At 63.8% G+C, this 18,499-nt stretch carries 18 protein-coding genes; 10 read left to right on the plus strand and 8 right to left on the minus strand.

All coding sequences use genetic code 11. The features are described from left to right. Positions 1–2: 2 nt before the first annotated feature. The 3 genes from PIN01S_RS15625 to PIN01S_RS15635 are packed head-to-tail and all read right to left on the minus strand — an operon-like array spanning position 3 to position 3,943. Positions 3–2,024 carry a sensor histidine kinase gene (locus PIN01S_RS15625; protein ID WP_084336652.1) on the minus strand — a complete coding sequence of 674 codons (2,022 nt, stop codon included), beginning with the start codon at positions 2,022–2,024 and terminating at the stop codon, positions 3–5. A 45-nt stretch (positions 2,025–2,069) separates the two neighbouring features. Further along, positions 2,070–2,981 carry a putative 2-dehydropantoate 2-reductase gene (locus PIN01S_RS15630; protein ID WP_084336654.1) on the minus strand — a complete coding sequence of 304 codons (912 nt, stop codon included), beginning with the start codon at positions 2,979–2,981 and terminating at the stop codon, positions 2,070–2,072. After that, positions 2,978–3,943 carry a response regulator gene (locus PIN01S_RS15635; protein ID WP_084336656.1) on the minus strand — a complete coding sequence of 322 codons (966 nt, stop codon included), beginning with the start codon at positions 3,941–3,943 and terminating at the stop codon, positions 2,978–2,980. Before PIN01S_RS15635 ends, PIN01S_RS15630 begins: the two co-directional genes overlap by 4 nt. A gap of 147 nt (positions 3,944–4,090) precedes the next feature. On the opposite strand from PIN01S_RS15635, the gene PIN01S_RS15640 reads away from it, so the two are divergent. Together PIN01S_RS15640 and PIN01S_RS15645 are read left to right on the plus strand one after the other, a co-directional pair. Then, entirely contained in the window at positions 4,091–4,570 is a 480-nt protein-coding gene (locus PIN01S_RS15640) for a YajQ family cyclic di-GMP-binding protein (RefSeq protein ID WP_084336658.1), read from the plus strand. Positions 4,571–4,718: 148 nt separating this feature from the next. Next, positions 4,719–5,591: a mechanosensitive ion channel family protein gene (locus PIN01S_RS15645; RefSeq protein ID WP_084336660.1), complete on the plus strand. Its 873-nt coding sequence runs from the start codon at positions 4,719–4,721 to the stop codon at positions 5,589–5,591. A 1-nt stretch (position 5,592) separates the two neighbouring features. Here PIN01S_RS15645 and PIN01S_RS15650 read toward each other — a convergent pair whose 3' ends face one another. Together PIN01S_RS15650 and PIN01S_RS15655 are read right to left on the minus strand one after the other, a co-directional pair. Beyond that, entirely contained in the window at positions 5,593–7,389 is a 1,797-nt protein-coding gene (locus PIN01S_RS15650) for an AmpG family muropeptide MFS transporter (protein WP_084336662.1), read from the minus strand. Positions 7,390–7,656: 267 nt separating this feature from the next. Continuing rightward, positions 7,657–8,052: an MGMT family protein gene (locus PIN01S_RS15655; protein ID WP_084336664.1), complete on the minus strand. Its 396-nt coding sequence runs from the start codon at positions 8,050–8,052 to the stop codon at positions 7,657–7,659. 207 nt (positions 8,053–8,259) lie between these two features. Here PIN01S_RS15655 and PIN01S_RS15660 point away from each other — a divergent pair, with 207 nt between their 5' ends. After that, entirely contained in the window at positions 8,260–9,264 is a 1,005-nt protein-coding gene (locus PIN01S_RS15660; RefSeq protein WP_084336666.1) for a DUF481 domain-containing protein, read from the plus strand. Positions 9,265–9,338: 74 nt separating this feature from the next. Here the strand turns inward: PIN01S_RS15660 and PIN01S_RS15665 are convergent, their stop codons facing one another. Further along, the gene (locus PIN01S_RS15665) at positions 9,339–10,097 is read right to left on the minus strand and encodes an SDR family oxidoreductase (protein WP_084336668.1); all 759 of its coding nucleotides are present in this window, start codon (positions 10,095–10,097) and stop codon (positions 9,339–9,341) included. Positions 10,098–10,203: 106 nt separating this feature from the next. On the opposite strand from PIN01S_RS15665, the gene PIN01S_RS15670 reads away from it, so the two are divergent. The 4 genes from PIN01S_RS15670 to groL all read left to right on the plus strand — a co-directional run bounded on the left by PIN01S_RS15670 (position 10,204) and on the right by groL (position 13,735). Further along, the gene (locus PIN01S_RS15670; protein ID WP_084336670.1) at positions 10,204–10,929 is read left to right on the plus strand and encodes a HugZ family pyridoxamine 5'-phosphate oxidase; all 726 of its coding nucleotides are present in this window, start codon (positions 10,204–10,206) and stop codon (positions 10,927–10,929) included. A gap of 126 nt (positions 10,930–11,055) precedes the next feature. After that, complete coding sequence (locus tag PIN01S_RS15675) at positions 11,056–11,517, plus strand: FxsA family protein (RefSeq protein ID WP_084336672.1); 462 nt, start codon at positions 11,056–11,058, stop codon at positions 11,515–11,517. Between the two features lie 240 nt (positions 11,518–11,757). After that, a complete protein-coding gene (locus PIN01S_RS15680) occupies positions 11,758–12,051 on the plus strand; it encodes a co-chaperone GroES (RefSeq protein ID WP_084336674.1) in 294 nt (97 codons plus the stop codon). Between the two features lie 43 nt (positions 12,052–12,094). Continuing rightward, positions 12,095–13,735, plus strand: coding sequence for a chaperonin GroEL (gene groL, locus PIN01S_RS15685; RefSeq protein WP_084336676.1), 1,641 nt, complete (start codon positions 12,095–12,097; stop codon positions 13,733–13,735). 299 nt (positions 13,736–14,034) lie between these two features. Here groL and PIN01S_RS15690 read toward each other — a convergent pair whose 3' ends face one another. Together PIN01S_RS15690 and PIN01S_RS15695 are read right to left on the minus strand one after the other, a co-directional pair. Continuing rightward, a complete protein-coding gene (locus PIN01S_RS15690; RefSeq protein ID WP_084336678.1) occupies positions 14,035–14,784 on the minus strand; it encodes a phosphatase PAP2 family protein in 750 nt (249 codons plus the stop codon). Between the two features lie 108 nt (positions 14,785–14,892). Continuing rightward, positions 14,893–15,549 carry a phosphatase domain-containing protein gene (locus tag PIN01S_RS15695; RefSeq protein WP_084336680.1) on the minus strand — a complete coding sequence of 219 codons (657 nt, stop codon included), beginning with the start codon at positions 15,547–15,549 and terminating at the stop codon, positions 14,893–14,895. A gap of 153 nt (positions 15,550–15,702) precedes the next feature. On the opposite strand from PIN01S_RS15695, the gene PIN01S_RS15700 reads away from it, so the two are divergent. From PIN01S_RS15700 to PIN01S_RS15710, 3 genes are all read left to right on the plus strand, one after another. Further along, positions 15,703–16,386 (plus strand): response regulator transcription factor, encoded by a 684-nt coding sequence (locus tag PIN01S_RS15700; RefSeq protein WP_084336682.1) that lies wholly within the window; start codon positions 15,703–15,705, stop codon positions 16,384–16,386. After that, positions 16,376–17,671, plus strand: coding sequence for a sensor histidine kinase (locus tag PIN01S_RS15705; RefSeq protein WP_084336684.1), 1,296 nt, complete (start codon positions 16,376–16,378; stop codon positions 17,669–17,671). The genes PIN01S_RS15700 and PIN01S_RS15705 overlap by 11 nt, the downstream gene beginning before the upstream one ends. Before the next feature lie 104 nt (positions 17,672–17,775). Continuing rightward, positions 17,776–18,456, plus strand: a complete 681-nt coding sequence (locus PIN01S_RS15710; protein ID WP_084336686.1) for a class I SAM-dependent methyltransferase — start codon at positions 17,776–17,778, stop codon at positions 18,454–18,456. Positions 18,457–18,499 lie beyond the last annotated feature (43 nt).

The raw sequence follows: 18,499 nt of genomic DNA on the forward strand, positions 1-18,499 counted from the left end.
GTTCAGAGTCCCGTGTTTTCGGCAGCGGCCAAGGGCAGGCGCAGGGTGAAGCAGGTGCCCTGGCCGGGCTTGGACTGCACTTCCATCTGCCCCTTGTGATTATTGGTGATGATGAAATAGGACACCGACAAACCGAGCCCGGTGCCCTGGCCGATCTCCTTGGTGGTGAAAAACGGCTCGAAGATGCGTTTGCGCACCGACTCGGGAATGCCGACGCCGTTGTCTTCCACGAGGATTTCCGCCCACGGCGGGTTGTTGCGGGTGCGCAGCACGATGCGCCCGGGCTGCAGGTTCGGACTGTCTTCGCGCTGGTGGATGGCCTGCGCGGCGTTCTTCAGCAGGTTGAGCAGTACCTGTTCCAGTTCGTTGCCGGTGCAGGGCACCGGGCCCAGCTGCGGATCGAAGTCGCGGACGATGGCCAGGCCCTTGAAGTCGAAGCCCTCCATCAGCGCGAAGTCGTTGCCGGCGATTTCCACCGCCTGATCGATCAGCGTGGGCAACTGGCAGGGCGCCAGCTCGCGGTTGCTGCGCCGGCTGAAGCTGAGCATGTGGCTGACGATCTTCGCGGCGCGCGCACCGGCCTGCTGGATGCCATCCAGCAATCGGGGGACTTCACGGCTGTCCAGATAGCGGTTGACGGTCTGCAGGTCGATGCCGAGATCCTCGGCCTGCTGCAGGTTCTTCGCCAGGTCGGGCGACAGGCGCCGGCGGATGTTCTGCACGTTATGCAGGATGGCGCCCAGCGGGTTGTTGATCTCATGTGCCATGCCGGCGGCCAGCCCGCCGACCGAGAGCATTTTTTCCGACTGCACCATCAGCTCTTCCATGGACAGGCGCTGGGTGATGTCGTCGATCCGGATCACCGCGCCACGGCCCGCACTGCCCACCAGCGGGTAGAACGTCAGGGCGTAGTGATGGGGAATGTCGTCCTTGGTCCAAGTCACCCGGTCGATCTTCTCCACCTTGTGCTGTTCGGCGGTGCGTTTGAGCTGCGGCAGGAACGGCTTGAGCGGCGGGAAGGCGAGGAACACCGGCTGGTTGAGGGCTTCGTCCAGACGCGTGCCGGAAAGGGCACTGGCTTCCTGGTTCCATTGGGTGACGTACAACTGCTCGTCGAGGGCGATCAGCGCCGAAGGCATGGAGTCGATGATGCTGTTCAGGTAGTTCTGGAAGCCGGTGAGCTTTTTCTCGATCTTGCTGCGCACCTGCACTTCCAGTTCCAGCTTGCGGTTGGAGTGACGGGTCTCCTCGGCCAGGCTGCGGGCCTTGTCGAAGGCCGACTGGGCTTCATCGCGGGCGCGTCGCAGCTGCTGTTCGCGGGCTTCCATGCGCGACAGCATGGTGTTGAATGCGTCCGCCAGGCTGCCGATCTCGTCCTGATTGCCGCGCGAGGCGCGCAGCGCATAGTTTTCCTCGCGGGTCACCTGGCGCGACAGCTCTTCCAGGCGCCGGATCGGCCGGGTGATCAGGCGGCGGATCTGCCGTGCCACCAGTAGCCAGAGCAGCACGCTGATGGCGAGGATCACCAGGCTGGCGGTGAGGGTACCGGTGTAGAAGGCGCCGGGCAGCTCGCTGGAGGCCACCAGCAGCAGATAGCCGGGGCGACCCTTGGGTTGCGGCAGTTCGATCACCTGGTTGGCGCGGAACTCGCTGTGTCGCCAGCTTTCCAGCAACTCGATGCGCTCCGGCAGCTCGAGTTTCTCGCCGCGCTTGAGCTGGGCGAGGCTGATACCGTTCTGGTCGTAGATGGCGGCGGCGCGCAGTGGCTTGTATTCCTCCAGGCGCTTGAGCACGGCTTCGGCGGCGGCCGGGGAGGACAGCGCCTCCTTGCTCAGGGACGGCGTGGCGATCAGCCGGCCCAGGGTCTGCAAGGCCTCGGGCGCCACGCTTTCCTGGGAAATCCAATAGGCCGCGCTGATGAAGGTCAGGTTGGCCACCAGCAGGACGGCGGCGAGCAGCACCAGCAGGGCGGCCAACAGTTTCTGACCGACCGAAAGATTTTCGAGGTACTGGCGCAGGGTCATGTCATGGACAGCGTTTGCCTGAGAACAGGCAGGTTAGCGCGGCCTTCAGTCGGTGGGCAATCCGCGGAGTGCCAGGGTTTCCTTCAAGCGTGCCTGCAGCGCGGTCAGGCGCGGTAGCGCCAGGCCACGGCGATGCCCCTCCGTGCAGGCGCGGTCAAGCAGATAGCCGATCTCGGTGCGACGTCCCTGGGCGACGTCCTGGTGCATCGACGAGTAGTTGGCGGCGGTGGACTGGATCACCCGTTGCACCTCATCGAGCAGTCCCTCGGCCGCCGCCGTCTGGCCACAGGTCAGCAGCAGCTCGGCAAGCTCCGCGCAGAGGCTGGCGACCTGCTCCGGGTGGTTCGCCAATTCGCCGTTGCGGCAGTCGTGGAGCACGGTCAGCGGATTGATGGCGCAGTTCAATGCCAACTTGCGCCACAACCGGGTCAGGATGTCCGTTGTCCAGTCGTGGGGAATACCGGCTCGCGTCAGGTCGTCCAGCCAGGCCGGTGCATGGCTCTCGTCCGATGTCCCCAGCCAAGTGTGCCCGCGGCCGGCGAAGACCACCCGGAAGGCGCCGTCGCGGAAGGCGCCTTCGGTACTCGAGGCCAGGATGCAGCGTGCCCGGGGGACCCGTGCTGCCACCTCCTGTTGGCTGCCGATGCCGTTCTGCAACAGGATCAACTCGGCTTCAGCGCTCAGGCGCGATGCGATGCTGGCTACCGCGGCCTCGGCATCGTAGGCCTTGCAGGCCACCAGCAAGCGCCGGATGGGCGTGGAGGCGTCTGCCGTTTCGGCGACGATGGGGTAGAGGTTCGCCTGGTCGTCTTCGACCAGGGTCAGGCCGCCGGCGGCCTGGTAGGCAGCCAGTCGCGCCCGGTTGCGGAGCACCAGCCGCACCGGCACACCGGCGCGCGACAACCGGGTGGCCCAGAGGCTGCCGAGGCTGCCGGCACCGAGGATGTGCCAGCTCATGTGGGCAAGGGCAGACGCTGCGCCGCCACCCGGCCGCTGGCATAGGACTCTGGCAACAGATCGGCAGCCAGCTCCATCAGGCGTTCCGGTTCCACCGGCAACGCCTTGCTGTCCAGGCCGATCAGGCTGATGCCGGCCTTGAGGGTGATGAAGCCCTCGCTGGTCTTGAACGCCTTCAGGTTCAGTCCTTCATGGAGCCGCTTGAAGCTGCTCGGCGAGCATTCGTGCAGGTCTTCCAGCAGGGTGATCAGGCCGAAATGGTTGTCGTCCAGGCGCGCCAGGACATCGAGGGGGCGAACCAGTTGCTGCAGGCGGCGGGCGATGCCATGCAGCAGTTCGTTGTAGAAGCGTTCGCCGTATTGCTGGCGCAGCTCGCCGGCGTTGTGCAGGCCGATGGTCAGATAGCACAGCGCGCCGCCGCGGGCATCCACCTGGCGCAGGCTGTCCACCAGCTTCTGGCGCAGGTAGCGCGGATTGCCCAGGCCGGTGAGCGGGTCCACCAGGTTGCGCTGCTCCAGGCTGGCGATGTTCTGCATCAGCAGGCGCTTCTCCTGTAGCAGGCGCTGGAGGGTATTGCACAGACGGTCGGCGGCGTAGATGCGCGGGACCAGTTGTTCGTTCATCGAGGCCTTGCTGATGAAGTCGTCGACGCCCCGGTCGAAGGCCTCGCTCAGCACGTTTTCGCCGTCCTTGCCGGTGAGCAGGATGACGTAGGTGTAGTGATCGGCCATTTCGTCGATCTGGCGGACCCGGGCGGTCAGCTCCAGGCCGTCCATTTCCGGCATCAGCCAGTCGGCCAGAAGCACGCTGGCCGGGCGCGACTCGAGCAGTTTCAGTGCCTCGGCGGCGCTATTGGCATAGCGCACGTCCTGGTATCCGGCCTGGGTGAGGGCACGGCCGATCATGGCGCTGGAAAACTTGGCATCGTCCACCACCAGAATGCTGAGATGGGGGTTGGGCATTGAAAGGGCTCACTGCAGGGAGATGGGCGCCGGGTACTTCGCCGGGCGGTATGTGTCCGAGCAGTTATAATGACCGCGCATTTTAACCGTCAAGCCAGGCGCGACCCTTACGTGAACCCGGTTACGCCGTTTATCTGGAGGAATCCCATGCCCTCGTTCGACGTGGTGTCCGAACTGGACAAGCACGAAGTCACCAACGCCATCGACAATGCCATCAAGGAGCTGGACCGGCGCTACGACCTGCGCGGCAAGGGCAGCTTCGAACTCAAGGACCTGACCGTCAACCTGACTGCCGAGGCCGATTTCCAGCTCGAGCAGATGGTCGAAATCCTCAAGCTGGCCCTGGTCAAGCGCAAGATCGATATCCAGTGCCTGGAGTTCAAGGATGCCTATCCGTCCGGGAAAACCGTGAAGCAGGAAGTCATCCTGCGCGAAGGCATCGACAAGGAGCTGGCGAAGAAGATCGTCGCCCACATCAAGGACAGCAAGCTGAAGGTCCAGGCCGCGATCCAGGGCGAGCAGGTGCGCGTCACCGGCAAGAAGCGCGACGACCTGCAGGAAGCCATCGCGCATTTGCGCGCCAAGGACTTCGGCATGCCGCTGCAGTTCAACAACTTCCGCGACTGACCCATCCCCAACGCCGATACGGCGTCCGACCCTCAGGCAGGCTGTTTCGGCTGAATCGCGAGTGCAATGCTTCCAGTCTGTCGAGGGGGGCTTTCAGCCGCCATGCCTCGATCATGGCGGCCGCATTCCATTCGAAAGGAGAACCCTCATGGAGCTGAATCTCGACTATCTCGTCAGCCTGTCCGAAGCCTGGCTACCGATCGCCCTGCACTACAGCGGCCAGTTGCTGCTGGCGCTGGCGACCCTGGCGATCGGCTGGTGGCTGGTCAACCGTTTGACCAACAAGGTCAGTGCGCTGCTGAAGAGGCGTAGCGTCGACCAGACCCTGCACGGCTTCATCGGCAGCCTGGCCAATATCGTCCTCAAGGTGCTGCTGCTGGTCAGCGTGGCCTCGATGGTCGGCGTCGAGACGACGTCCTTCATCGCCGCCATCGGTGCGGCCGGCCTGGCCATCGGTCTGGCGCTGCAGGGCAGCCTGGCGAACTTCGCCGGCGGCGTGCTGATCCTGCTGTTCCGCCCGTTCCGGGTGGGCGATTGGATCGAGGCGCAGGGCGTGAGTGGGACGGTCGACAGCATCCAGATCTTCCACACCACGCTGAAGACCGCCGACAACAAGGTGGTGATCGTGCCCAACGGCAGCTTGTCCAACGGCCACATCACCAACTACTCCCGCGAGGCCAAGCGTCGGGTGGATATCGTCCTGGGCATCGATTATGGCAGCGACATCAAGCTGGCGAGGCAGGTGCTCCTGGAGATCGCCAAGGATTCCCGCGTGCTGGAGGAGCCGGCACCGGTGGTGTTCGTCACCGGCCTGGGCGATAGCGCAGTGAACCTGTCGCTGCGGGTCTGGGTGGCCACCGCCGACTACTGGCCGGTGACCTTCGACTTCATCGAACAGGCCAAGGAGCGGCTGACGGCCGCTGGCGTCGGCATTCCCTTCCCGCAGCGGGTGGTGCATCTGCAACAGGCGGTCGGGGAACATCCGGCACCGCGTAAGCTGACCGCCGACCAGACGGCGTAAGTCAGGCCTGCTCCGAGGACGCCATCGGCGCCGAACCGTTCGGTTCGGCGCGATTCCTCCGCCACTGCCAGAGAATCAGTACCAGCGTCGGTACGCCGAGCAGGGCGGTGGCGAAGAAGAACTGCGCGTAACCGAGCTTTTCCACCATCACGCCGGAATAACCGCCGATCAGGCGCGGCAAGAGCAGCATGATGGAGCTGAGCAGGGCGTACTGGGTGGCCGAGAACTTCAGGTTGGTCAGGCTCGACAGGTAGGCGACGAAGGCCGCCGTGGCGAGGCCGGCGCTGAAGTTGTCGCAGGAAATGGTCACCACCAGCATCGGCAGGTGCGCGCCCATGCCGGCGAGCATGAGGAACAGCAGGTTGGTGGCCGCCGAGGCCACGCCGCCGATGAACAGGATCGGCATGATCCCGAAGCGCACGATCAGCAACCCGCCGACCCCGGCCCCGAGCAGAGTCATGACCAGGCCGAAGAGCTTGCTGACGCTGGCGATCTGGTCCTTGGTGAAGCCCATGTCGATGTAGAAGACGTTGGCCATCACCCCCATCACCGTATCCGACATCCGATAGGTCGCCACCAGGCCGAGCAGCAGCAACGCCTGCCAGCGGTAGCGGTGAATGAAGTCGTTTATCGGTGTCAGCACCGGCGCCATGCCGCCCCAGAACAGGCTGGAAATGGACAAGCCGGTGAGCAGGGTATAGAGCAGCGCACGCAGGAAGGCGCGGTCGTAGAGCAGCAACTGCTGCAGGCTGAGTTGGCCCCGCAGCATCAAATCCAGGTCGCTCTCGTAATACTGGGTGACCATCGCCGGTACCGAGATCAGCAGAATGATCAGCAGCAGCACCGACAGCAGCTGGTGGAAGAAACCGTACTTTGCCGCCGCCGTCTTCAGCACCGGCGCCAGCCCGCCCCAGAACAGGCCGGAAGCGCAGATACAAGCCACGGCGGTGTAAAGCAGTGCACGCAGGAAGGCGCGGTCGTTGTAAAGCAGATCCTGAGGCGCTACATCCCCCTTGAACATCAGCACCAGATCGCTCTGATAGAACTGAATGAACAGGGCGGGTACGGAGATCGCCAGGGCGATCACGACAAGGATCGACAGCAACTGGTGGAAGAAACCGTGCTTCGGCGGTGCCGCGTGGATATGCGGCGGAGCCGGAGGTTCGCGCATCCACAGGCTGGTGGCCAGCCCCGGCAGCATCAGCAGGGCGAACAGCAGGTAGGTGTTGGCCCAGGCGGCATGCTTGTACAACTGGTTGGTGGAGCCGAACCATTCGGCGAAATACAGCGCGCCGGCGGTGGCGAGCAGGGCGGCGACCCGGTAGCCGGCCATATAGCTAGCAGCCAGCGCGGCTTGGCGGCTGTCTTCGGCGATCTCCAGGCGGTAGGCATCGATCGCGATATCCTGCGTGGCCGAGGCGAAGGCCACCAGCACGGCCAGCGCGATCAACCAGGACAATTGCATCTGCGGGTCGAAGTTGGCCATGCCGATCAGGCCGATGGCCACCAGGCTCTGCGACAACACCAGCCAGGAGCGCCGCCGCCCCAGCTTGCCGAGCAACGGCAGCCGCCATTGGTCGAGCATCGGCGCCCAGACCCATTTGAAGGCATAAGCCAGGCCGATCAGGCTGGCGAACCCGATGGTCTCCCGCGCGACCCCGGCTTCGCGGAGCCAGACCGACAGGGTGGAAAACACCAGCATGTAGGGAAGGCCGGCGGCAAAACCCAGGAGAAGCAGGGCCAGGGTGGCGGGGCTGGCGTAGGCGGCGACTGCATCGCGCCAGGTACGACGGGTCATGTACGGGGAGCCTGTGTTCAACACTGTTAGCAGGCCGTTAAAAACTACCTGCGTTGCCGATACTGCGTTAAAAACGGCCTCGAATGCGAGCCCAGTCAAATGCTCATTTACAGCACGTAAACTGCGCTTTTTCGGCTGTTTTTGTGGGGCCGCCCAGGCCTTGTCTCGACTGCCTCGCCTACGTTTTTTCGACGACCTGCTAGCAGCGTTCCTGAGCGTGGCAGGCAAGGCGCATTGCGGCGCCCATTGCGTGGTAAAGGGCGCACTCTAACCGCTGTGCTCCATCGGACGCCAGCCGTGACGACGGATATCCACACGATCGTTGTGGATCGTCACACCCTCTGCCCGCAGGCGTGCCCGTTGTTCGTGGCCGGAAGCCGTGCCGGCCGGCAGGCTGAGGCGCCCGCCGGCGCCGAGCACGCGGTGCCAGGGCAGGCTGGTGCCTTCCGGCAACTGCGAGAGTGTGCGGCCGACCCAGCGCGCCGCGCGCCCGAGCCCGGCCAGTTCGGCGAGCTGGCCGTAACTGACCACCTTGCCTGGCGGCACCTGGCTCAAGGTCAGGTAGAGCGCTTCGCGCCTCGCCTCGGCACTTTCCGGCGGCGAGGCAGGCCAGGCGGGCTCTTCGCTTCGCTCCTCCCGCTGGTCGTCTTCGTCATCGATCATGCTGCTGCCTGTCCTGTCTCGGTATGTCGCTCTGCCACCATAACTTGGGTCGGACGCCATCAACCGATCGGCGTTGGCCGTGGTGTACAGGCGGAGCGCGTTGGTCGATTGATCTGAACTCACGGAAAAACTGCTGGTCAGTCTTGCTCAGTCGCCGGGCTTGCGGATAATGCCCGGTTTTTCGAATTCTGAGTGCCATTGCCGCCTATGTTGTCCAGAACTCTGCTGTGTATAGCTCTTACCGCCGCCTCGGCGTCCGCTATCGCCGATACCGTATGGCTGAAGAACGGTGACCGCCTGACCGGCAAGATCAAGGTCTTCGACGGGAGCCGGCTGGTTCTCGAGACCGATTACGGCGGCTCCATCCCCCTCGATTGGAAGAAGGTCGCAACGCTGGAAAGCAACCAGCAGTTGCTGATCAAGGAAGACGATGTCACCGGAGAGCGCGCCAAGGCGCTGAAGCCGGCGGAAGAGGGCAAGGTCATCCTGGCCAACGGCGACCAGCCGAAGACCGTTGAACTGGCCAGTATCGCGCAGATCATCCGACCCAAGCCGGTGGTGGAAGACCTGACCTGGACCGGTAACGTCGATGTCTCCATGGACTACAAGCGGGCCGAGTCCGATACCGACGACTACGACATCGATTTCAAGACCAAGGCACGCCACGGCCGCTGGCGGCATAACGCCAAGGGCGAATACAACCGCGAATTCCAGGATGACGTGAAGAGCACGGACAACTGGGAAGCGGAATACGCGCTGGACCGCTTCCTCGACGAACACTGGTTCTGGCAGGGCCGCTTCGATTACAAGCGCGACAAGATCGAAGACCTGCGCCGCCAGCGCACCCTGGGTACCGGTCCCGGCTACCAGTTCTGGGACAACGAGCTGGGCGCGTTCTCCTTGGCTTCGCTGATCAACCGTGCGGATTACGAGTACGCCGACGGTGAGAAGGATAACTTCTACTCCCTGGCGGTGAAGTGGGACTACAACCGCTACCTGGTCGGCAAGACCATCGAGATCTTCAGCAACGGCGAAGTGGGCAAGCCGCTGGGCGGCGTCGCCGACTACTCGCTGGATGCCGAGGCCGGGCTGCGCTACAAGGTGACCGACTGGGCGTCGATGAACATGAAGGTGGAAAAGGACATGGTCAGCGGCTCGGACGGCGATCTCGACGAGACCCGCTATACCCTGGGCTTCGGTGTCGGCTGGTAAGTTCGTCGCCAGAAAGAAAAAGGCCCCGCGGCAATGACCGCGGGGCCTTTTTTATTGTCGACCCCGACGGCACCTTACAGACGCAGGCCGCCGTCCAGTTCGAGGATACGACCGGTGTAGTAGTCGTTCTCGAAGATGTACGCCACGGAGTGGGCGATTTCGGTAGGTTTACCCATGCGCCGCAGCGGAATGCCGGAGGTCATCTTCTCCAGGGCTTCCGGCTTCATGCTGGCGGTCATCTCGGTCTCGATGAAGCCCGGAGCGACGCCGGCGACGCGGATGCCATAGCGCGCCAGTTCCTTGGCCCAGACCACGGTATCGGCGGCTACACCGGCCTTGGCCGCGGAGTAGTTGGCCTGGCCCATGTTGCCGGCGCGGGAAATGGAGGAAATATTGACGATCGCGCCCTGGTTCTTCAGCTCGATCATCTTCGCCGCCACTTCACGGGTGCAGAGGAACACGCCAGTCAGGTTGACGTCGATCACCGCCTGCCACTGCGCCAGGCTCAGCTTGGTCATCTCGCCGTCCTTCACCTTGACGGTGAGACCATCACGCAGGATGCCGGCGTTGTTGACCAGGCCGTTGATGGCGCCGAAGTCCTCGGCGATGCGGGCCACGGTGTCCACCACCTGCTCTTCGTTGGCAACGTTGCACAGATAAGCGCGTGCCTCGGTGCCCAGTGCCTTGCAGGCCGCCACGGCCTGGTCGAGCTTCTCCTGGTTGAGGTCCACCAGCGCCAGCTTCGCGCCCTTGGCGGCCAGGTATTCGCCCATTGCGCGGCCCAGGCCCTGGCAGCCGCCGGTGATAATGATGACCTTGTCTTTCAATTCCATAGCAAATCCCCTCAAAGTATCGGCTGGTCCCCCTCGTTGGCGCCGCGGACCGCAATGCGGGGCGCCCGTCCGTTTTTAGACCGGATTCTTTACAAGGAGTCAGATAGTGAGCGTGAAAGCGGCCAAGCATGCCCGAGAATTGCTGCTCAAGGAATACCGTGGCGTGCTCTCCACCCATTCAAAGGCCATGCCGGGTTTTCCTTTCGGATCGGTGGTGCCTTATTGCCTCGACGAACGGGGCTGGCCGCTGATCCTGATCAGCCGTATCGCCCAGCACACCCACAACCTGCAAAAAGAGCCGAAATGCTCGCTGCTGGTGGGCGAGCGGGGCGCCGAAGACGTCCAGTCCGCCGGACGCCTGACCCTGCTCGCCGAAGCGCGGCAACTGGATGATCCGGCCGCCATCGAGGCCGCCGCGACGCGTTACTACCGCTATTTCCCCGCCTCGCGCGATTATCACAAGGCCCACGATTTCGATTTCTGGGTGCTGGAGCCCGTGCGCTGGCGCTACATCGGTGGTTTCGGCGCGATTCACTGGCTCGACGAGGTGGCCCTGGCCAATCCGTTCGTCGGCGAATCCGAAACCGGGATGGTCGAGCATATGAACGCCGACCACGCCAACGCCATCGCCCACTACGTGGAGCTGGCCGGATTACCGAAAGGGGAGGCTGCCGAGCTGGCCGGCATCGACAGCGAGGGTTTCCACCTGCGTATCGGCCAGGCGCTCTACTGGCTGGCCTTCCCCCAACCGTGCGCCAATCCCGGTGCGGTACGCCAGGCGCTGGTCGCCCTGGCGCGCGCCGAGCGCTGGCCATCGGCCGAGGAGGCCTGAGCCGGGCTCGCCGCCGGATCGTCGAAGCATCCGGTTACAGCTCGTTGCCGCTGTGGGGTTGAATTGGCCCCGCAGCGGCGTCAACTAACGGTTATCGGAAGCCGTTCTTCCGCCAAGGAACCCTCGATGCGTGCTTTTCTTTTCCTGCTGTTGCTGTTCCCGCTGCTCGAACTCGCGGTGCTGATCAAGGTCGGCAGCGCCATCGGCGTGCTGCCCACGCTGCTGTTGATTATTTTCACTGCCATCCTTGGTAGCGTCCTGCTGCGTGTCGCCGGGTTGTCCACCGCATGGCGCGCCCGTGAACGTCTGACTCGTGGCGAGCTGCCGGAGCAGGAAATGCTCGAAGGCCTGCTGATTGCCGTGGGCGGTGGCCTGTTGCTGCTGCCGGGCTTCATCAGCGATATCTTCGGCCTGCTCTGCCTGTTCCCCTTCACCCGCCGTCTGATCGTCGCCAATCTGCGCAAGCGCGTCGAAGAGCAGGCCCTGCGCCAGCGTGCGTTCGCCGATGATCTGGCGGCCAGCCAGGGCCGGCCGGGAGCCGGTCGTCCGAATGTGATCGAAGGCGAATACGAGCGCCGGGATCGCTGAGCGCAGCGGTAGCACTGGCTAAAAACGCCGGCAATCCACCGACTTGCGCAAATTTTTTCAGTTGTCCCCTTGAAATGCTTTTGGCCGCCCTTATGTAGCGGTCACCGCAAGGTCCCTGTCGCATCGACAGGCTGTCTTCTGCGGCTCGCTCAGCGGGCCGTAACCGGCAACGCCGGATTTGCTAACCCGCCGGTGGGCTCCACCGGAAGCTGGAAATCACTTAACTAGGAGAGATCGACAATGAAGCTTCGTCCTCTGCATGACCGCGTCGTCATTCGTCGCAGCGAAGAAGAAACCAAGACCGCTGGCGGCATCGTCCTGCCGGGTTCCGCTGCCGAAAAACCGAACCGTGGCGAAGTCGTCGCCGTCGGCACCGGTCGCGTGCTGGACAACGGCGAAGTGCGTCCGCTGGCCGTGAAAGTCGGCGACCAGGTGGTATTCGGTCCGTACTCCGGCAGCAACACCATCAAGGTTGACGGCGAAGACCTGCTGGTGATGGGCGAGAACGAAATTCTCGCTGTCATCGAAGCCTGATTTCCGCCCTCCGCATAACCTAACGAATTGAGGATCAATCGACATGGCTGCTAAAGAAGTTAAATTCGGCGACTCCGCTCGCAAGAAGATGCTGGTTGGCGTGAACGTCCTGGCCGATGCCGTCAAGGCCACCCTCGGCCCGAAAGGCCGCAACGTGGTACTGGAAAAGAGCTTCGGCGCTCCGACCATCACCAAGGACGGCGTGTCCGTGGCCAAGGAAATCGAGCTGAAGGATCGCTTCGAGAACATGGGCGCCCAGCTGGTGAAAGACGTTGCCTCCAAGGCCAACGACGAAGCCGGTGACGGCACCACCACTGCCACCGTCCTGGCCCAGGCCATCGTCAACGAAGGCCTGAAAGCCGTCGCTGCCGGCATGAACCCGATGGACCTCAAGCGCGGCATCGACAAGGCCACCATCGCCATCGTCGCCGAGCTGAAGAACCTGTCCAAGCCGTGCGCCGATTCCAAGGCCATCGCCCAGGTTGGCACCATCTCCGCCAACGCTGACGAGTCCATCGGCCAGATCATTGCCGAAGCCATGGAAAAAGTCGGCAAGGAAGGCGTGATCACCGTTGAAGAAGGCTCGGGCCTGGAGAACGAACTGTCCGTCGTCGAAGGCATGCAGTTCGACCGCGGCTACCTGTCCCCCTACTTCATCAACAAGCCGGACACCATGGTGGCCGAGCTGGACAACCCGCTGATCCTGCTGGTCGACAAGAAAATCTCCAACATCCGCGAAATGCTGCCGGTGCTGGAAGCCGTCGCCAAGGCCGGTCGTCCGCTGCTGATCGTTGCCGAAGACGTGGAAGGCGAAGCCCTGGCCACCCTGGTGGTGAACAACATGCGTGGCATCGTCAAAGTCGCTGCCGTCAAGGCTCCGGGCTTCGGCGACCGCCGCAAGGCCATGCTGCAGGACATCGCCATCCTGACCGGCGGTACCGTGATTTCCGAAGAAGTCGGCCTGAGCCTGGAAAGCGCCACCCTGGAGCACCTGGGTAACGCCAAGCGCGTCGTGCTGAACAAGGAAAACACCACCATCATCGACGGCGCTGGCGCCCAGAGCGACATCGAAGCCCGCGTGGCTCAGATCCGCAAGCAGGTCGAAGAGACTTCCTCCGACTACGACAAGGAGAAGCTGCAAGAGCGTCTGGCCAAGCTGGCCGGCGGTGTTGCCGTGATCAAGGTCGGTGCCGGCACCGAAGTCGAGATGAAAGAGAAGAAGGCCCGCGTCGAAGACGCCCTGCACGCTACCCGCGCTGCCGTGGAAGAGGGCGTGGTACCTGGCGGCGGTGTCGCCTTGGTGCGTGCCCTGCAGGCCATCGCTGACCTGAAAGGCGCCAACGAAGACCAGAACGTCGGTATCGCTCTGCTGCGTCGCGCGGTCGAATCTCCGCTGCGCCAGATCGTCGCCAACGCCGGCGACGAGCCGAGCGTGGTGGTCGACAAGGTCAAGCAGGGTTCCGGCAACTACGGCTTCAACGCCGCAACCGGCGAATACGGCGACATGATCGAGATGGGTATCCTCGATCCGGCCAAGGTGACCCGTTCCGCCCTGCAGGCTGCGTCCTCCATCGGCGGTCTGATGATCACCACCGAGGCCATGGTCGCCGAGATCGTGGAAGACAAGCCGGCCCCGGCCATGCCTGACATGGGCGGCATGGGTGGCATGGGCGGCATGATGTAAGCCACCCGGTCTTCCGTACCGAAACGAAAAAGCCCCGCCTCGTGCGGGGCTTTTTCATGGGCGTTTATTTTGCGAGGGGTATGGAATGGATTTGCGAATTCATTCGCGATCAGAGCCTGACGATGCCCCGTTATCGCCACTGTCCGGGCATAGATTTCGGCCAGGGTGAACCAGCCGCTCACCGGCTGCCAAGGCATTCGATCGCGGTACACGGCCCGACACCGAGCGTCGTTCGGGTAGCGGGGATCGATGGAAAAAAGGACCCGCAGGCAGGGACGCCTGCGGGGTGGACGAGGAGGTCAGTCCAGGTTGGAGGAAGTGGAAGCGGGTGTCTGGCTTGCCTCGGCCATGACGGGGGCCGGTCGGCGATAGAGCAGCAGGGTGTAGCAGCCGAGGCAGATCAACCAGTCGAACAGTGCGGTCCAGAGGTTGTGCGAGAGGAAATGCGCTCCCTGCATCATCCTGGCGAGGGAAAACAGCCCGCCGAGGGCCAACGCTCCGACGAAGGCGGCCCGCGCCAGGCGCGGACGGCGGTCGCGCAGGACGAAGTACAGGGCGAAGAAGGCGAAGCCGCTGGTGGCATGGCCGCCTGGCCAGCAGCGACCGGGCTTGAGGGTCGGTGCGCGTTCGCCGATCAGCGGGCTGTAGCTCTCCACGCCGCCGTAGCGGGTCAGGCTCCAGGGGCAATGCACGCCGGTGATGATTTTCAGCGGCGGCACGATGGCCGTGGACAAGCCCATCGCCAGTACTAGGTAGCCCAATGACGCACGCAAGTGACGCCAGGGTGCGTACAGCAGGCTGACCAGGAAGCCGGCGATGGCCAGTACGCCGATCAGGATCACCGCCTGCTTGGCGCGGTCGTGCAGGATGTCTTCGAAGAATGCGCTGCGGCGGGCGATGAACCCTACGCCCGGCTGGTAGAACAGGTCGGCCAGGGCGAAATCCAGGCGGCTCGGATTGCCCAGCAGGAGCAGGACGATCAGCAGCAGTGGCACGCCCAAGCAGAGTGTCAGGTGCAAGGGACGTGAAAAGGTAGGTGAGGTGGACATGCCGCTCTCCGGTTGGATCAGTGCTGGCTGATAGGCTCGTTTGCCAGCTCAGCAGGTGGTTTGGGAAATCGTGGCTCGCGGCCTGGTCGTAGGAAGAAATAAGCCGAGTCAGTCGAGGTCTTCGGGGCCGGCCAGACTGCTCAGCAACTCGCGCAGATGACACAGGCTGACGGGGCTGGGGCTGCAACTGCCTTCAGACATGGCCTGGCGGATCGCCTCGATATCGGCGTTACGTACGTAGCGTATGGCGTCGTTCATGTCGTCCTGGTTGCCGAAGCCGCCTTCGACCATTTCCCGGAGTGCGTCCTCCCTGCTCCAGCCTTGGATCACCGTACGGTACATGGCGGCGAACAGGCCGGTGCGGTCGCGGCCATGCTTGCAGTGCAGTAATACCGGGCCCTGTTGCTGGGCGCTCTGGAGGAGGTTCAGTACGCGAATCACATCGGCGTCGTCGACGCGGTCGGCATGGGTCGGAACGCTGAGAGTGCGCAGAGGGGCACCGTTCGTCCAGGTCTTGTCGTCGGTCTTGATCAGGCTCAGCACCGTGCGCATCCCGAGCTCTTCCAGCAGTGGCAGGTTGCGGGCTTCGGGCAGGGCGCTGCGGTAGAGCGTCGGCGACAGGCGGTAGAGGTTGAAGGAGGTATCCACCGGCTGTGCCCAGGTGGCGGGGCGCTCGGTGGCGCCCGCGTTAGTGGCGCTGGCGAGCAGCAGAGTGATCACGGCCAGCGCAAGAGAGTGGAGGGGCGCGGAAAGGGTCGGGCGCATCATGGGCAACCTTGGCAAAGATAGGCGGCAGTCTGCCGAGGCGCTTGTCATGAAGAAGTGAGCGTACGGTGAAAAATTTGTCAAAACCCACCGTTGCGTCCGGTGCCGTGCCATCATCGCCGCGCCGCCGACGGGAAGCGAGAGGAGCACGTCATGCGCATTCTGCTGGTCGAGGATAACCGCGACATCCTGGCCAATATGTTGGATTACCTGAGCATCAAGGGGTACAGCGTCGACTGTGCCCAGGACGGCCTGTCCGGCTTGCACTTGGCCGCCACCGAGCATTACGACCTGATCGTGCTCGACATCATGTTGCCCGGCCTCGACGGCTACAGCCTGTGCAAGCGCCTACGCGAAGAGGCGCGTCGCGACACCCCGGTGATCATGCTCACCGCCCGCGACCAGCTCGACGACCGCCTGCAGGGCTTCCGCTCCGGTGCCGACGATTACTTGATCAAGCCCTTTGCCCTGTCGGAGCTGGCGGCACGCATCGAGGCGGTGCTGCGCCGCACCCAGGGCGGCGGCCGGCGCCTGCTGCAAGTCGCCGACCTGTGCTACGACCTCGATACCCTGGAAGTCACCCGCGATGGCAAGCCGCTCAAGCTCAACCCCATCGGTCTCAAGTTGCTCGCCGTGTTGATGCAGAAAAGCCCCCATGTGGTGCGCCGCGAGGTACTGGAAGCGGCCGTCTGGGGCGACGATTGCCCGGACAGTGACAGCCTGCGCAGCCACGTCCACCAATTACGCCAGGTGATCGACAAACCCTTCGCCCGGCCCTTGCTGCAGACCGTCCACGGCGTCGGCTATCGGCTGGCAGAGAGTGCCGATGGAATATAAGCAGAGCCTGGCGCGGCGGATCGTCATCGCCTTCCTGCTGCTCACCCTGCTGGTGGCCGGCTCTTTCGCCATGGGCATCATCGGCACCGTGCACTTGGTCGAGGAGCGGTTGATTTCCACTGAGCTGGGCCGTGACCTCGATCGCTTGCTGAAGATGGACAGCATGGAGGAATGGCGCCATCGGCCCGAGCCGGGTCAGTTGTTCTATTTCAGCGACGGCAAGGATGATTTCGCCCTGACGGACGATTTGCGCAATCTGACGCCGGGCTTCCACGAGGTCTTCCGCGACGAACTGTCGTACCACGCCATGGTGCGCGAGGTCAGCGGCCGTCTGTATGTCCTGTTGCAGGACCAGAGCGATTTCGAGGCGCGCGAGCAGGTGTTGTTCGCGGTGGTACAGATCGGCCTGGGGCTCAGCCTGTTGCTCGCCGCGCTGCTCGGCTGGCTGCTGGCGCGACGGGTGATGGCGCCGGTGGCGAGGCTGGCCCGCCAGGTGCGTCACCGCGACCAGTTGCTGACCCTGGCACCGCCGTTGGCGCCGGACTATGCCGCCGACGAGGTGGGGCAATTGGCGGCGGCCTTCGACGATACCCTCGGCCAACTGCGTGAGGCGCTGACCCGCGAGCGCCTGTTCACCAGCGATGTCAGCCACGAACTGCGCACACCGCTGATGGTGCTGGCCAGCTCCTGCGAGCTGCTGCTGGAAAACCCGCAACTCGATACCCGTGCTCGCGCCCAGGTGCAGCGCATGGCCCGTGCCTGCGATGAAATGCGGGGGCTGGTGCACACCTTCCTGCTCCTCGCCCGGGCGCAGAGCGAGGGCGACGATCAGGCGGCCCAGGCCAGCCTGCTCGAAGTGGCCGATGACCTGGCCGCGCAATGGCGTCAGCCGATTGAAGACAAGGGGTTGCGTTTCGATTACCGGAGCGACGAACTCCCGGCGGACGAGGCGGGGCGCCGGTATAACCTGACCTTTCTGCACACAGTGATGAGCAACCTTCTGCGCAATGCCCTGCATTACACCGAGAAGGGCTGGATCAGTCTGAGCCTGGAACCGCATGGCTTTGTCGTCGAGGACAGCGGTGTGGGCATTCCCGAGGAACAGCGCGAGCGGGTCTTCCAACCCTTCGTGCGCGGCACTGACCGGGGCGAGGGGCTGGGACTGGGGCTGTCGCTGGTTCGGCGGATTTGCGTCAGCCAGGGCTGGACGGTGGAGTTGCTGACGGCCGAGTCGGGTGGCTGCCGTTTCCGGGTCCGGCTGGATGGCGAGGCCGTGGGCTGCTGAGCTCGTTGTGCTCACGCCGGCTTTGACGTTTTTTTCACATTCCCTTGACCGGTCGTTGACGGCGGGCCGGTTAAGGTCCGGACCATCTTTTCTGGAGGTGGTCTATGAGCAGTCCCGTCGAACTGGCGTTCTCGCAGAAGTACAACCACGAACATGCCCAGCAATACCTGCAAAAGCACCAGGACGGTCTCTGGCGGCGCCTGTCGCATTGGCGCGACGAACAACTGGCGCGCCGTGCGCTGACTCTGGCCGGCGACCCCGGCCTGGTGCTCGACCTGCCCTGTGGGGCCGGCCGCTTCTGGCCGTTGCTGGCGGAAAAGGCCAATCGGGTCATCATCGGGGCGGACAACTCGGCGGACATGCTGCGCACCGCCTGCGCCGCTCAGCCGGCGGAAGTGGTGCGAAGGGTACGGCCCTTGCATACTTCTGCTTTCGCCATCGACCTGCCGGACAATGCCGTGGACAGCATCTTCTGCATGCGTCTGCTGCACCATGTCGGCGATGCAGCGGATCGTCGCGCGCTGCTGGCAGAATGCCGGCGTGTCACCCGCGACAGCTTGATCGTTTCGTTATGGGTCGACGGCAACTACAAGGCGTGGAAGCGCAAGCGTCTGGAGCAACGCCGCCAACACGAACGTGGGGAGGAAAGTTACCAGAACCGTTTCGTGTTACCGGTCGCCCAGGTCGAAAGCGAATTCAGGCAGGCCGGGTTCCAGGTTCAGGAGCGTCTGGATTTCCTGCCGCTGTATGCCATGTGGCGGGTCTATGTGCTGCGCAAACAATAACGAATAAGGGCGTGAAGGCCGTGTCGTATTCAGCTCAGGTCGG

Origin of the sequence: Pseudomonas indica NBRC 103045, from assembly GCF_002091635.1 — a bacterium.
GTDB classification, from domain to species: Bacteria; Pseudomonadota; Gammaproteobacteria; order Pseudomonadales; family Pseudomonadaceae; genus Pseudomonas_M; species Pseudomonas_M indica.